This is a genomic window from Nocardia suismassiliense (assembly GCF_900269665.1).
GTDB lineage: Bacteria > Actinomycetota > Actinomycetes > Mycobacteriales > Mycobacteriaceae > Nocardia > Nocardia suismassiliense.
The window spans coordinates 2428628-2442511 of the sequence record NZ_LT985361.1; the positions used below are offsets into that span (position 1 = coordinate 2428628).

18 protein-coding genes are annotated in these 13884 nt (G+C 67.0%); 10 read left to right on the forward strand and 8 right to left on the reverse strand.

From position 1 onward, the window contains the following. Positions 1–52 precede the first annotated feature (52 nt). Both DBO33_RS10825 and DBO33_RS10830 read left to right on the forward strand, forming a co-directional pair. Positions 53–649 carry a hypothetical protein gene (locus tag DBO33_RS10825; RefSeq protein WP_107654905.1) on the forward strand — a complete coding sequence of 199 codons (597 nt, stop codon included), beginning with the start codon at positions 53–55 and terminating at the stop codon, positions 647–649. Next, positions 616–897: a hypothetical protein gene (locus tag DBO33_RS10830; protein WP_107654906.1), complete on the forward strand. Its 282-nt coding sequence runs from the start codon at positions 616–618 to the stop codon at positions 895–897. Before DBO33_RS10825 ends, DBO33_RS10830 begins: the two co-directional genes overlap by 34 nt. Positions 898–1203: 306 nt before the next feature. Here the strand turns inward: DBO33_RS10830 and DBO33_RS10835 are convergent, their stop codons facing one another. Then, positions 1204–2649, reverse strand: coding sequence for an amidase (locus DBO33_RS10835; RefSeq protein ID WP_107654907.1), 1446 nt, complete (start codon positions 2647–2649; stop codon positions 1204–1206). Positions 2650–2808: 159 nt separating this feature from the next. Here DBO33_RS10835 and DBO33_RS10840 point away from each other — a divergent pair, with 159 nt between their 5' ends. Together DBO33_RS10840 and DBO33_RS10845 are read left to right on the forward strand one after the other, a co-directional pair. Beyond that, the gene (locus DBO33_RS10840; protein ID WP_107654908.1) at positions 2809–3675 is read left to right on the forward strand and encodes an alpha/beta fold hydrolase; all 867 of its coding nucleotides are present in this window, start codon (positions 2809–2811) and stop codon (positions 3673–3675) included. Then, complete coding sequence (locus DBO33_RS10845; RefSeq protein ID WP_107654909.1) at positions 3662–4261, forward strand: TetR/AcrR family transcriptional regulator; 600 nt, start codon at positions 3662–3664, stop codon at positions 4259–4261. Before DBO33_RS10840 ends, DBO33_RS10845 begins: the two co-directional genes overlap by 14 nt. A gap of 24 nt (positions 4262–4285) precedes the next feature. Here DBO33_RS10845 and DBO33_RS10850 read toward each other — a convergent pair whose 3' ends face one another. Further along, positions 4286–4666, reverse strand: a complete 381-nt coding sequence (locus DBO33_RS10850; protein WP_159080204.1) for an Aca2/YdiL-like domain-containing protein — start codon at positions 4664–4666, stop codon at positions 4286–4288. Positions 4667–4807: 141 nt separating this feature from the next. Here DBO33_RS10850 and recO point away from each other — a divergent pair, with 141 nt between their 5' ends. The 3 genes from recO to DBO33_RS10865 are packed head-to-tail and all read left to right on the forward strand — an operon-like array spanning position 4808 to position 6854. Next, complete coding sequence (gene recO / locus DBO33_RS10855; RefSeq protein WP_107654911.1) at positions 4808–5560, forward strand: DNA repair protein RecO; 753 nt, start codon at positions 4808–4810, stop codon at positions 5558–5560. Between the two features lie 50 nt (positions 5561–5610). Beyond that, the gene (locus DBO33_RS10860; protein WP_199856949.1) at positions 5611–6429 is read left to right on the forward strand and encodes an isoprenyl transferase; all 819 of its coding nucleotides are present in this window, start codon (positions 5611–5613) and stop codon (positions 6427–6429) included. After that, positions 6426–6854 (forward strand): YbjN domain-containing protein, encoded by a 429-nt coding sequence (locus tag DBO33_RS10865; protein WP_107654913.1) that lies wholly within the window; start codon positions 6426–6428, stop codon positions 6852–6854. The genes DBO33_RS10860 and DBO33_RS10865 overlap by 4 nt, the downstream gene beginning before the upstream one ends. A gap of 132 nt (positions 6855–6986) precedes the next feature. Here the strand turns inward: DBO33_RS10865 and DBO33_RS10870 are convergent, their stop codons facing one another. After that, positions 6987–7412 carry a hypothetical protein gene (locus tag DBO33_RS10870; protein WP_107654914.1) on the reverse strand — a complete coding sequence of 142 codons (426 nt, stop codon included), beginning with the start codon at positions 7410–7412 and terminating at the stop codon, positions 6987–6989. Between the two features lie 281 nt (positions 7413–7693). Here DBO33_RS10870 and DBO33_RS10875 point away from each other — a divergent pair, with 281 nt between their 5' ends. After that, on the forward strand, positions 7694–7969 hold the full coding sequence (locus tag DBO33_RS10875) for a YggT family protein (RefSeq protein WP_107654915.1): 276 nt from the start codon (positions 7694–7696) through the stop codon (positions 7967–7969). A 54-nt stretch (positions 7970–8023) separates the two neighbouring features. On the opposite strand, the gene DBO33_RS10880 is transcribed toward DBO33_RS10875, so the two are convergent. Continuing rightward, positions 8024–8629 (reverse strand): TetR/AcrR family transcriptional regulator, encoded by a 606-nt coding sequence (locus tag DBO33_RS10880; protein WP_107654916.1) that lies wholly within the window; start codon positions 8627–8629, stop codon positions 8024–8026. 102 nt (positions 8630–8731) lie between these two features. Here DBO33_RS10880 and DBO33_RS10885 point away from each other — a divergent pair, with 102 nt between their 5' ends. Further along, a complete protein-coding gene (locus DBO33_RS10885; protein WP_107654917.1) occupies positions 8732–9706 on the forward strand; it encodes a YhgE/Pip domain-containing protein in 975 nt (324 codons plus the stop codon). 93 nt (positions 9707–9799) lie between these two features. Here the strand turns inward: DBO33_RS10885 and DBO33_RS10890 are convergent, their stop codons facing one another. From DBO33_RS10890 to DBO33_RS10900, 3 genes are all read right to left on the reverse strand, one after another. Then, positions 9800–10774 (reverse strand): hypothetical protein, encoded by a 975-nt coding sequence (locus DBO33_RS10890; protein WP_159080205.1) that lies wholly within the window; start codon positions 10772–10774, stop codon positions 9800–9802. A 125-nt stretch (positions 10775–10899) separates the two neighbouring features. Then, positions 10900–11346 (reverse strand): Fur family transcriptional regulator, encoded by a 447-nt coding sequence (locus DBO33_RS10895; RefSeq protein ID WP_107654919.1) that lies wholly within the window; start codon positions 11344–11346, stop codon positions 10900–10902. Positions 11347–11349: 3 nt separating this feature from the next. Continuing rightward, positions 11350–11700: an ArsR/SmtB family transcription factor gene (locus tag DBO33_RS10900; RefSeq protein WP_107654920.1), complete on the reverse strand. Its 351-nt coding sequence runs from the start codon at positions 11698–11700 to the stop codon at positions 11350–11352. A 223-nt stretch (positions 11701–11923) separates the two neighbouring features. On the opposite strand from DBO33_RS10900, the gene DBO33_RS10905 reads away from it, so the two are divergent. Then, positions 11924–13315 carry a glycine--tRNA ligase gene (locus DBO33_RS10905; protein ID WP_107654921.1) on the forward strand — a complete coding sequence of 464 codons (1392 nt, stop codon included), beginning with the start codon at positions 11924–11926 and terminating at the stop codon, positions 13313–13315. A gap of 85 nt (positions 13316–13400) precedes the next feature. On the opposite strand, the gene DBO33_RS10910 is transcribed toward DBO33_RS10905, so the two are convergent. Next, positions 13401–13853, reverse strand: coding sequence for a DUF1707 SHOCT-like domain-containing protein (locus DBO33_RS10910; protein WP_234390779.1), 453 nt, complete (start codon positions 13851–13853; stop codon positions 13401–13403). Positions 13854–13884 lie beyond the last annotated feature (31 nt).

Here is a 13884-nt window from a genome sequence, read left to right on the forward strand (position 1 = left end):
GACAAGTCGGATGGCTCTATCCGTAAGTCATGTCAGATGGGGAGGATTCGTTATGGGCAATGTCAACGGGGATTCGACGGTCACCGATGTACCTGCCGTGGCCGGTGCGCACACGGCAGCCGGGACCGGTGTGCTGGGAACCAGCAGTACCGGATTCGGTGTTCGTGGCGATGGCCAGGGTCCAGGTGCCGGTGTCGTCGGGGTGAACAATTCAGCGGCCCCCGGTGGCAATGGTGGGTGGTTCGAAAGTGCTGAGGGGGAGGGGGTTCGGGGTTGGTCGAAGAATCCAAATCACGGTGCGGTGGTCGGGGTCAACACCGGCGGTGGCACCGCCGGATTCTTCGAAAGTGCTGAGGGGGAAGGTGTCCGGGGGTGGTCGAAGAACCGGAACCACGGCGCGGTGGTGGGCGTCAACACCGGCGGGGGTGATGCGGGGTTCTTCGAGGGCAATGTGTACGTCACCGGAAATGTCACGGTCAGAGGGGATCTCATGCTCGAAGGTGCGGACTACGCGGAGGCGTTGACCACGACCGACGAAACCGTGGCGGAGGGGCTGGTCGTCGTGCTCGGTGCGGACGGCGAAGTGCACCGTGCACCCGCGACTACGACACGGCCGTGGCAGGCATCGTCTCCGGCGCGGGCGGTGTGAAACCGGCCATCGTGCTCGACCGGCAGGACAACAGCGCGCATATCGCGCTGATGGGCAAGGTGTGGTGTGCGGCCGATGCCGACAGTGCACCTATCCGGCCCGGCGACCTGCTCACCACATCGGCGACACCCGGTCACTGCCGCCGAGTCACCGAGCCCGCGCGCGCATTCGGCGCGGTAATCGGCAAAGCGCTGACCTCGCTGTCCGACGGTCGCGGTTTCGTCCGAGTCCTCGTCAGCCCGCGCTGACGCGGCGGTGAATTTGTCACGGTCGTACTGCGCGAGCCGCCCCGAGAGAGGGTGCGGCTTTTGAATTCGACGGTAGGGCTACGCGGTGGAGCGCGAATCCGCTGGACCCGCGCTGCGCTGGCCTGCGGGGTGTTCTCACTTCGAGGGCGGAGGCGGGGGTGCGTCCGCAGTTAGACAGCCACCATGGTTTAGGCCGCGCCTGTGTGCTGCCATAGCATGGCCGGCGGTGGGCTTCAGCGAGATAGCCACCATGATGTCGGCCGCGCCTGGGCGCAGGTCATGGTCTGACCTGACCGGCGACAGGCTTCAGCGAGACAACCACCACGGGCTGGGGCGTTCGCGTTCCCAGTGCAACTCCGACTCCAGTTGCGCGGCAACTGAAATCAGTAGCGGCTCGGTGGCGGCCGTGCCCATAAGCTGGGCGCCGACCGGCAGTCCTGCCTCGGTGAACCCGGCGGGCACGTTCACGCTCGGCCAGCCGAGGACGTTCCACGGCCAGGTGTAGGGGCAGGCGGCCGTGATCAGGTTGTTGGTGGCGTGCACGCCGATGCCGTCGATGTCCTCGGCGCGCGGGGGAGGTGTCGCGGTGGTGGGCGCGAGGACGAGGTCGTAGTCGTGGAAGAAGCTGCCGATGCGCTTGTGTAGCAAGGGTTCTGCCTGGCGGGCGGCGAACAGGGCGGGTCCGTCGAGGATTCTGCCCAGCCGGGTATTGGCGATCGTGCGCGGATCCACTTGGGCGCCAGGGAATTTCCGATGGGCCGCTCGGATGCCGACCATCGATCGCGGCAGGAATGACGCGCCGATCAGCAAGCCGTAGTGCAGGTCTGCGACGGTGACGGTGTGACCGAGTTTGCGTAGGGTGTCGCCGATGCGTCGCACTGCCGCCGCTACCTCGGGGTCCAGTTTGGTCCTGGTCGCCGTGAACGGAGTACGTAGCGATAGCGCAATACGTAGCCTGCCGGGATCGCGGCCGACGGCTGCGCTTGCGGAAATCGGTGCGGGAGTGTGTAAATCGCCGTCGTGCGGTCCTGCGGCCACGTCGAGCAGCAGGGCAGCGTCGGCGACGGTGCGGGCCAGCGGTCCGTTGACGGTGAGTCCGTAGAACGCTTCGGCGTGCGGCCAGGTGGAGATCCGGCCACGCTGCGGTTTGATGCCGACGAGGTTGGTCCACGACGCGGGGATGCGGATGGAGCCTGCGCCGTCGGAACCCAGTGCGGCAGGGACCAATCCGGCCGCGACGGCCGCCGACGATCCGCCGGAGGAGCCGCCGGGTGTGTGGTCGGCCGACCACGGGTTGCGGGTGTAGCCGAAGGCGGCCGCGCTGGTGAAGGGCAGTTGTCCGAGCTCGCAGGTGTTGGTCTTGCCGACGATCACCGCGCCGGCCGCGCGTAACCGCCGAACCGATTCGGCGTCTTCGGTTTTCGGGGCGAAGCTGCCGCCGCAGCCGAACGCGGTTGGCTCACCGGCGATGTCGGTGTCGTCCTTCACCGCGACCGGCACACCCAGCAGCGGTAGCCGTTCGCCTGCCGCGAGGCGCCGGTCGGCGTCGGCCGCCTCGGCGAGCGCGCGCTCCCGGCGCACGATCCGAAACGCGTTGAGCGTCGATTGCGACGCCTCGATGCGATCGAGAACTGCGCCGACGGCGGCAACGGAGGTGATCGTGCCCTGCGCGAGGGCGGCGGCATGGTCGGCCAGTCCGAGGTCGCCGGTCTGCGTCTCGGAGGCGTGCCGGGTGGGGTCGGGCACCGTCATCGTGAGCTCCGTCTCGTCGTACTTGGAAAAACGGTATCGCGAACCTGGTCAAGCGACTAGTTCACCCTTTGGGTGAATTCCGCAGGACAAGGCTCCGACTATAGACATACATACGGAATGTATGTAAAGGTGATCCCACCGCAACGCTCTGGAGGAACGATGGGAATCAGCACCGAACTCGGCCCCACCCACGAGGTGGACCTGCCCGGCGGCCGCATCCGCTACCACGACACAGGCCAGGGCTCCCCGGTCGTTTTCGTCCACGGCCTGCTCGTCAACTCCGACCTCTGGCGCAACGTCGTCCCCGGCATCGCCGCCGCGGGCCACCGCTGCCTGACCCCCGACTGGCCGCTCGGCGCCCACCAGATCGCGATGCCCGATGCGGACCTCACCCCGTCCGGCGTCGCCGACCTCATCGCCGCCTTCCTCGAACGACTCGACCTGACCGACGTCACCGTGGTCGCCAATGACACCGGCGGCGCGATCACCCAGGTGCTGATGACCCGCCACCCGGCCAGGATCGCCCGCGTGGTGCTCGCCGCGGTCGACAGCTACGAGGGCTTCCTCCCGAAGCCGTTCGCACTGCTGTCCTGGCTGGCGAGGATCCCGGGTTCGATGCGCCCGGTCATCGAGTTGGCGCGCATCCGCGCGCTGCACCAGACGCCACTGGTATTCGGGATGGTCGCCAAGCGCCGGGTGCCGCCGGAGATCGCCGACTCCTATCTGGCGGGCCCACAGCAGTCCGGCGCCGTCCGTAAGGATTTGCGGCTGTTCCTGAAGAACGCGCACCGGCGCTACACGCTGGATGCCGCGTCCCGCTTCCCGTCGGTCGATATCCCGGTGCTGCTGGTGTGGGCGCGCGAGGACAAGATTTTCCCGATGTCGTACGCCGAACGCCTGGCCAGGGACCTGCCGCACGCGACATTGCGGGTCATCGACGACTCGTACACCTTCCTGCCGGAAGATCAGCCCGAGTTGCTCACCGAGTCGATTCTGGAGTTCACTCGGCTGCATGCCACGCCGTAGCCAGGAGGACCGCTCCCGCACCACCAGGGCCGCGCTCGAACAGGCCGGACGTCGCCTGTTCACCGAGCGCGGCTTCGCGGCCACCTCGGCGGAGGAACTCGTCACCGAGGCCGGGGTCACCCGCGGTGCGCTGCACCACCACTACGGCGACAAGCGCGGCCTGTTCCTCGCGGTGCTGGAACAGATCGAGGTGGAGACCACCGAAGAGATCGAAAAAGCCATCGGCGCAGTCGATCCCGACGATGTGATGGCCGGGATGGCCGTGGGCCTCAGCGTTTTTCTGGAGATCTGCCAGCGCCCCGCCATGCTGCGTATCGCGCTCACCGACGCGCCCGCGGTGATGGGCTGGCAGGCCTGGCGGGAATTCGAGAACCAGCACGGCCTCGGCATGATCACCGCGCAGTTGGAACGCGCCCGCGCCGCGGGTCTGATCGCCGACGCCCCCATTCAGGTTCTTGCCCAGTTATTGCTCAGCGCGCTCACCGAGTCGGCCTTGATCGTCGCGCACGCCGACGACCCGGACCGTGCCCGCGCCGAAGCCCAGCAGTCGGTGCTGCTGCTCATCTCCGGCATCGTGCGGACCTGAATCCGCTCGCGCGAAAGTCCCGTTCTACTCCACGAATTGCAGCTCTACCTGCGGTAATTCGACCATGACCCGGGCGCAGACGGCCCGATGCCAGGTGGCCGGATAGCGGGTGTCCGGCTCGTGCCTGCAGTAGTCGTCGTTGGTGCGATAGGTGTGCAGGCGCGGGGAGATCTCGCCGGCGCCGATGGCGTCGACCATCGCCTCGACGACCTGTTCGGTCTCGTCGGCGATCTCGGCCAGCTCGCGGGCCGCCGTGTCCGGGATCTGGAAGGCGCCCCGTTCCCACCGTTCCACGGTGCGTTCGGCGACGGCGAAGAGCCGGGCGCACCAGGGCACCGGCAGACCGAGTAGTTCGCGAGTGGCCCGGAACCCGGCGGCGGTTCCGGTACCAAGTAGGTCGTCCAAATCCGAAAACCCCTCCCCAGCAGTGCGGTAGAGAAAAAGAATAGGTCAGTGCGCCGAGCAGCATGGGGGATTCGTCGGGGAAGTGGCAGAGGTGGTGCCGCGCCTGCCGAAGGCTGTCGGGTCCTCGTGCGAGGATGAGGCGTGCGTTTGTATCGAGATGTGGCGGTGGTGGTACGCCAGCACAAGCTGGGCGAGGCGGACCGCATTGTCACGTTGCTGACGCGCCAGCACGGATTGGTGCGCGCCGTGGCCAAGGGGGTGCGCCGCACCAAATCGAGGTTCGGGGCCAGGCTGGAGCCGTTCGCCTACATCGACGTGCAGCTGCATCCGGGACGCACGCTGGACGTGGTGACCCAGGTGCACACCGTGGAGGCGTTCGCCGCCGACATCATCGACGACTACGGGCGCTACACCACGGCCTGCGCGGTGCTGGAAACCGCCGAACGGCTGGCAGGCGAGGAGCGCGCCCCGGCGCCGCGACTGCACGCGCTTACCGCGAGCGCGTTGCGCGCCATCGCCGCCAAGCAGCGGCCCCACGAGCTGATCCTGGACGCATTCCTGTTGCGCGCCATGGGTTTCGCGGGCTGGGCGCCCGCGCTGGACGAATGCGCCAAGTGCGCGACGCCGGGCCCGCATCGGGCGTTCCATGTCGCGGCCGGGGGAGCGGTGTGCGTGCACTGCCGTCCGCCGGGTGCGGCGACACCGGCCGCGGGGGTGCTCGATCTGCTCGTCGCGCTGCTGCGCGGGGAATGGGCCTACATCGAGACGGTGCCCGACGGGGTGTGCAGGCAGGCCAGCGGCCTGGTCGCCGCGCATCTGCAATGGCACCTGGAACGGCAGTTGCGGACGTTGCCGCTGATCGAGCGGTCGAGCCCGGTGCGTTCGCCCGCCTGATCCCCGGGTGGGCGGAGACCTTCACAAGGCCTCCACAACCATCAGGCAGGATAGGGGCCGTGATCCTCCGCCGAGACTCCTCCACCGCGACCAAGTCGGGCGCACCCCGCACTGTTCGTCCGCCCTCGCAGCACCCCTCGGGCGCGCGTCCGCCGGAAATTCCGGCCGTGCTGGTGCCCAAGCACGTCGCGCTGGTGATGGACGGCAACGGCCGGTGGGCACAGGAACGCGGACTGCCGCGCACCGCGGGCCACGAACGCGGCGAGGCCGTGCTGATGGACACCGTCGAGGGCTGCATCGAGATCGGCGTGAAGTGGCTCTCGGCCTACGCCTTCTCCACCGAGAACTGGCGGCGCAGCCCCGAGGAGGTGCGCTTCCTCATGGGCTTCAATCGCGACGTGATCCGGCGCCGCCGCGACGAGATGAACGAGATGGGCGTGCGGGTGCGCTGGGCCGGGCGGCGACCTCGGTTGTGGCGCAGCGTGATCAACGAACTCGAGGTCGCCGAGGAGCTGACCGAGGACAACACGGTGATGACCCTCACCATGTGCGTCAACTACGGTGGACGCGCCGAAATCGCCGACGCGGCAAGGGAAATCGCGCGTCGGGTGGCGGCGGGGGAGATCGACCCCGAGAAGGTCACCGAGGCGACGCTGGCGAAGTACATGGACGAGCCGGACATGCCGGACGTGGATTTGTTCCTGCGTCCCTCCGGCGAGTTCCGCAGCTCGAACTTCCTCATCTGGCAGTCCGCCTACGCCGAATACGTCTACCAGGACACCCTGTTTCCCGATTTCGACCGGCGCAACCTGTGGGCCGCGTGCCTCGAGTACGCTTCGCGGGACCGCCGCTTCGGCGGCACGAAATGAACGGCGGCGCGGACATGGAATCATCGGTGACCCCGGAACACGAACTGCAAGCCCGCGCAGGCGCCTGCCTGTCGCTCTACGACATCGACGTGCGCGTCGACCCCGAAGGCTCGATCGGTTTCGAGTACGAGGGCGCGCTGTGCTCGCTGCGCGCGGTGAGTCTCGCGCCCGGCTTGGACGTGCTCACGCTCACCTGCGTGCTCGCCTGGGACCGCCCGATCAAACCGCAGCTGCACAAGCGGGTGGCCGAGCGGAACAACGCGCTGCAGTTCGGTTCGCTCACCGTCATCGCGCACGACAAACTCGCCGACATCATCCTGCGTTACACCTTCCCCGCCGCCGGACTCGACGACCAAGCGCTGGCCACCATGCTGGTGCTCGTGCTGTCCGGTGCAGGTCGCGCCCGCCAGGGTCTGCTGCCCTGATCAACCGCGCCGCCTTCTCGGGCTCCCCGCCCGTTCGAGGTGCCAGTGCGCACGGAAATCGGCGATCGAATGGCTTCGCTTGCTTGCGCTTCCGGCACCGCGAACGAGATGAGGCGGCGGCGCGCTCCTCGATTACGGCAGCACGACGCAGGCGGGGCCGGCGTTGAGGCCGGTGCCGACGGTCACCGAGGTGAGGAAGTAGGTCTCACCCGCGATGTATTCGGCCGCCCAGATCTTGTGCTCACCCTTCTTGGCCGGGGTCCAGGTGGTGCTGGCCTTGCCGGACGCGTCCGCGACCGGACCGACCGGCTTGAACGTGTTGTCGGTCCGGTTTCCGTCGACCTCGTCGAGGAAGACCACCGCGACGCCCGGTCGTGCGGTCGCCGTGACCGTGTAGGAGCAGCCGGTGCCGTAGGAACCGGAGCTGCCGAAGCTCAGGCCCGGTGCGATATCGATGCGGGTGACCGCGGCGCCCGCGGTGGGGGCGGCGAGGGCGATCGCGGCGGTCAACGCGCCGAGCGTGGTGACGGTGGCGGCGGCTTTCTTCGAAACGGTCACTGCGGTTTTCCCTTTCGACGAACAGATTCATCCCATGAGGTTCCGACACTTACACAGGTGTAGTCCGCGATCAATGGCCTGGAACGGATCGCACTGCCGGTAGTTTCTGGGGGATGGGTCCGCCGGCGAACGAGTCGCTGCCGTTTCGGCCCTTGTCCACAGTGCTTGCCGGAACCGACCTGATAGTCGGCTGAGAACCCGGCAAACGCGACACTTTTGACCCCGTCCGCTGCGTTGAGACTGGTGAGAGGGCCAACGCGGCCACCACGAAGGAGTTGGACATGAGCCTCATCGGGACCCTGATCGGGTACGCCTTGACGGTGTTCATCGTGTTGCTGCTGGCTCGCATGGTGTTCGACTGGATGGCGGCACTCGGCAACAATCCGAGCTGGGCCAACCGCCCCCGCGAACTGGCGCACGCCGCGACCGAGCCCGTGATCGCACCTGTGCGGCGGGTGTTGAAGCCGATCCGCGCCGGCGGGATGGCGATCGACTTGGCGTTCACTGTCGTATTCATCGTGGCGCTGATCTTGCGCGGGATCGCGTTCAGCCTCTGACCCGTGACGACCTGCGCGGCCGCACTGACAGGGCAGAGGCTGACGCACTCTTTGTCAGGCGTCCGGGATCCCGTAGGGCAGTAGCGTGCGAATACCGCGGGCCAATGTTTGGGGATCGACATCCCCGATTATCAAGTGCTGCAAGATGAATCCGGGCAGCACGCCCATGATGGCGGTGGCTACCGCGTGGATGTCGGCGTCGGCGGGGATCCAGCCTGCGTCGCGCATGCGCTCGGTGTACTCGTACCAGCGGTCGCGGAGGCCGAGGATCGCCTCTTTCACATACTGCCCCGCATCGGGGTCGATGAGCGCCAGTGCCCACGCTTGGGGGGCCAGTCGCAGCGGGCCGTCTGGTCCGCTGTGCGCGACCATGTGCTGGGCGAGGGTGGCGACCAGCACGTCCGGCGTGGGTAGGGGATCGGCGCGGATCAGTTCGGTCATCCGTGCGCGCAGGGGGAGTGTGGTCTGGGTGGCCAGGACCGCGATGATGTCGTTCTTGCTCTTGAAGTAGCGGTACACCGCTCCGGCCGACAGCCCTGACTCGGCGAAGACGTCCTGCATGGAGGTCTCGTGGAAGCCTTTGCGCGCGAAGCAGAGGCGGGCCGCCTCGAGGATCTGCTGCCTGCGACGTTCCAAGTGTTCTTCGCTGACTCTGGGCATGCCTCCAAAGTAAAACGAACATCCGTTCTTGACAAGTCCGTGGCCGCGCGCGACGATATCCCCATCGAAAGAGAACGATCATTCGATTTACGGGAGAACGTCATGAATACCTTGCAGCGAGCGCTCGCCGTCGGCGTAGGTGCCGCCCTGCTCCAGGCCCTGATGCTGATCGCATTCGCCTGGCCCGCCGCCAATATCAACCCACGCGATCTGCCCATCGCCGTCACCGGTCCGCAGGCCGAGATGGTGCTGGGCCGGCTGGCCGAGCACAGCCCCGGCGCCTTCGACATCTCCCGACCGGCCGACGAGGCCGCCGCCCGCGCCGCCATCGCGGACCGCGAGGTCTACGGCGCGATCGTGACCGGCGACGGACCGCCGCGCGTACTGGTCGCCTCCGGCGCGAGTCCGATTGTCGCGCAACTACTCACGCAGGTCGGGCAGCAGATGTCCGGCGCCCCGGCGCCTCGGGTCTACGATGTGGTCGCCGCGGACTCCGATGACCCGCGCGGCACCGCGTTCGGCGCCATGGTGCTGCCGCTGGTGATGGCGGGCATCGCAGCGGGCGTACTGCTCAGCCTGGTGATCCCGACCGTCGCCGGAAAAGCGTTGGGGCTGCTCACCTTCGGCGTAGTCGGCGGTCTGCTGAGCATGGAGATCATCCACGGCTGGATGTCGGTGGTGCCGGGCTCCTACCTCGAACTGTCCGCCGTCGCCGCACTCGTCTCGTTCGCGGTCGCCGGTGCCGTCGTCGGACTCGCCACTGTAATCGGCCGAGCAGGCATCGGCATTGCCGCACTGACCATGCTGCTCATCGGCAACCCGTTCTCCGCCGCCACCTCGGCCCCCGAACTGCTCCCACAGCCGTGGGGCGCCATCGGCCAGTTCCTCCCGCCCGGCGCCGCCGCCTCCCTGCTCCGCTCCGTCGCCTTCTTCGACGGCGCAGGCGCCGCGAGTCCCCTTGCGATACTGCTGATCTGGTCCGTCGCCGCACTCGCGCTGCTGGGCATCGGCGCACTGCGCGGCCGGAGCACCGCCGAAACTCCCGCCCCGGCACCGGTTCCCGTCACCGCGAGCTGAGTAAGCCTGTACCGCCGAAAGCCACCTCCGTGCACGCAGGAGGTGGCTTTCGGCGGTTTGTGGTTGCCGACTTCGACGTCAGTCCGGTGACACTCAGTTCACGGTGAAGGCGAGGGTTGGTGCGGTGGCCGCGCCCTCTTCCTTCTGGCTGTTGTAGCTCAGCACGTAGGCACCGGTGGTGGGTGTCGGCAAGACGAACACGACGTAGTTCTTCGGGTTGTCGATGGTCTTGCCCGCGTCGAGCAACTCGTTGATCGGACTGCGGTCGTCGGCTACGACGGTTTTCCCGTCCGGTGTCTTCAGCGAGAAGTACTCGGTGAAGATGTTCGCCCCGCCTGCGGGAACCCCTTGTCCGCCAGTGATTTTGATGTGCAACGCGAGCTCGTTCTTACCGCGCTCATTCTTGGCGTAGCTCGGTTCGAGCTTGCCCCCGGTCACCTCGATCGTGGTGTGGCCCTGTACCAGGGTGCCGGTGATGGGCAACGTCTTCGGCTGCACGCTCTCGACTTTGCCTGCGGCGCTGAGCGGAATCTTGGTCTGGTTGTCCGAGGCCTGCCCGTAGACCACGGTCATCGTGTCGAGCAGGTGCTCGGCGTCCTTGGCGGACTTGACCGGCGTGGTCACCTTGCCGGTCGCCGATCCGCCGCCGGGCACCGTGGGGTTGTCCCAGCTCGCTCCGCCATCGACCTCGTCGTCGACCAGCAGGGAGGTGTTGTTGCCCATGGTCTTGTTGTCGAGCGTGGTGTTCTTGTAGGTGATGTCGATCAGCACCTTGGCGCCGCCGTATTCGTCGGGCACGAGGGTGGCCTTGTCGACGGTGATGGCGAAGCCGTCGAACCAGCCGGTCTTGCCGACCGCCCGAACCGTCGACTGCCCGCTCTTGCCGCCCGGCTGACCGTTGGCGACAACACTGCTGGTGGTGGCTACAGCCGAGGTCGGTGTCGCGATGCCTGCCTTGTCGTCGCATGCCGTCAGCACTAGCGCGGCCGCGCCGACCAGCGCGACCGTTCCTGCGGCGGTGCGGATTCGACGGTTACCCGCCGCAACCACAGATGGAATCGAGCGCACGCTGCCTCCCAGAAGATGTGCGAACCCAGCGTTCGACGCCCGGTTCAGTCCGGGCGTTCTCGGGCTCGCGTTGAAATCTGTCCGGGGAGGGGCGGTGTTAACCAGGGCTCGGTCCGCTGAGCGGACTACTCGACCGCCCGGCCGTCGCCATTGCCCGCGGTCGCGCAGGACCGGCAGGTGCCGAACACCTCCATGGTGTGGCTGACCTCGGTGAACCCGTGTTCGCGCGCGATGGCACCCGCCCACGCCTCCACGGTCGGGCCCTCGACCTCCACGGTGCGCCCGCAATGCCGGCACACCAGATGATGATGGTGTCCGGTAGAACACTGCCGATAGACCGATTCGCCGGTGTCGGTGCGCAGTACGTCGACCATGCCCGCGTCGGCCAGCGACTGCAGCGTGCGATAGACCGTGGTCAGGCCGATGCCCTCGCCGCGCTTGCGCAACTCGTCGTGCAGTTCCTGCGCGGAGCGGAACTCTTCGATATCACCGAGCAGTGCGGCGATCGCACTGCGCTGTCTGGTGCTGCGGATGCCGACCGGCTTCTGCGGAACGACAGTGTTCTCTGACACGAATTACCCTTCCTCGGCGTGCGCGACGGCGTCGACCACGATGTGCGCGAGGTGGTCGTCGACGAGTTCGTACAGCACCTCGCGACCGGACCGCTCGCCGTGCACGACGCCCGCGGACTTGAGGATGCGCAGATGCTGGCTCACCAGCGGTTGGGTCACCCCGAGCGCGTCGACCAATTCGTGCACACAGCGCGGTGACTCGCGCAGTTGCAGCACAATGGCGATGCGGACGGGTGCGGCCAGGGCTCGAAGTAACTCGCCTGCGTCCTCCAGGACGGTCCGCGCCGGGACCAGCGCGGGCGCGGGCGAGCGGTACGGGTTGTGTGGATGGGCGGCGGCGGTCTCGGCGGTCATGGCACCAACTCCTTATTGGAAAGCGATCCCATTTTGATATGCATAGTTGCGCATGTCAAACGGGCGCGCCGGGGCACTGCCATTTTCCGCGAAGCGTAGGAGGTTAGGTGTGCGGTGGAAAGTCGGTCAGGCAGGGCCGATAGTCTGTCTTCGTATCGTTGCGTACACGCAAAACAAGAGCCTGAACGCACAATCCGACTCGTAGTGGATGGAGAATTCTCGCGTGGCACCCAAGTCGAAGGTGGACACCGTTGCCAACCTCGCCAAGCGCCGGGGTCTGGTGTACCCGAGCGGTGAGATCTACGGAGGCACCAAGTCGGCATGGGACTACGGTCCGCTGGGTGTCGAGCTCAAGGAGAACATCAAGCGGCAGTGGTGGCGGTCCATGGTCACCAGCCGCGAGGACATCGTCGGCCTCGACTCGTCGGTGATCCTGCCGCGTCAGGTGTGGGTGGCCTCCGGCCACGTCGGTGTGTTCAACGATCCGCTGGTGGAGTGCTTGAACTGCCATCATCGTTTCCGGCAGGACCACCTGCAGGAGGCATACGCGCTCAAGCACAAGATCGACGACCCGGACACCGTCTCGATGGAACTGCTCGCGTGCCAGAACTGCGGCACCGTCGGCAAGTGGACCGAGCCGCGCGACTTCAACATGATGCTCAAGACCTACCTCGGCCCGATCGAGTCCGAGGACGGCATGCACTACCTGCGGCCCGAGACCGCGCAGGGCATCTTCGTCAACTTCGCCAACGTGATGACCACCGCGCGCAAGAAGCCGCCGTTCGGTATCGCCCAGATCGGCAAGAGCTTCCGCAACGAGATCACCCCCGGCAACTTCATCTTCCGCACCCGCGAGTTCGAGCAGATGGAGATGGAGTTCTTCGTCAAGCCGGGCGAGGACGCGGAGTGGCACAAGTACTGGATCGAGACCCGCTTCTCCTGGTACACCGATCTGGGCATCAACCCGGACAACCTGCGGCTCTACGAGCACCCGAAGGAAAAGCTGTCGCACTACTCGGCCGGCACCACCGACATCGAGTACCGCTTCGGCTTCCAGGGCAACGAGTGGGGTGAGCTCGAGGGCGTCGCGAACCGCACCGACTTCGATCTGAAGACGCACTCCGAGCACTCGGGCACCGAGCTCAGCTTCTTCGATCAGACCACCAACGAGCGCTACATCCCCTACGTCATCGAGCCCGCGGCCGGCCTGACCCGCTCGCTGATGGCGTTCCTGGTCGACGCCTACGCCGAGGACGAGGCGCCGAATGCCAAGGGCGGCGTGGACACTCGCACGGTGCTGCGCCTGGACCGCAGGCTGGCCCCGGTCAAGGCGGCCGTGCTGCCGTTGTCGCGCAACGCGGATCTGACGCCGAAGGCGAAAGACCTTGCGGCGCAACTGCGCCGGAACTGGAACGTCGAGTTCGACGACGCGGGCGCGATCGGCCGCCGCTACCGGCGCCAGGACGAGATCGGCACCCCGTTCTGCATCACCGTCGACTTCGACACGCTCGACGATCAGGCGGTGACCATCCGCGAGCGGGATTCGATGGCGCAGGAGCGGATCGCGCTGGACAAGGTCGAGGGGTACCTGGCGCAGCATCTGCTGGGGTCCTGAGGCTTTCGCGAGACTCGAACGAACGACCCGCACCGAATGATCGGTGCGGGTCGTTTGTCGTTGCGCCCCTCGTTGTCTCGGTGTTTCAGCGCCTCGGCGGGACAGGTGGCAGCGGCGGCATCGGTGGCGTCGGTGGTGGCTGCTGCGGTCCGGAACCATTGCCGCGCACGATGACTCCGATCGCCGTCGGGATGAGCAGTGCGCAACCCCACGGCACCGCCACCCAGAACGGCCAGAAGTCGCCCATGCCGGTGGCCGCCCAGATCAGCAGGCACAGCATGTTCACGAACACCCAGGGGGTCCACATGATGACGACCCACTGCGGCACCGGTTTCGCCTGCGCCGCGCGCGAACCGCGCTGCGCGGGCAGATCGGACAGCAACGGGGTCAGCTCGCCATAGGTCTTGGCGGCGTACACCTGTTGCAGCCGGTCGTCGTACTCGTGCAGGGTCAACCTGCCCTCGTCCATCGCCCAACGTAGTTGTTCGACGATTTTCTCGCGGTCGGCATCAGACGCCCGCACATTCTCCGCACCCACACTGGTCAGAGTAAGCGGTGTCGTTGGTCCG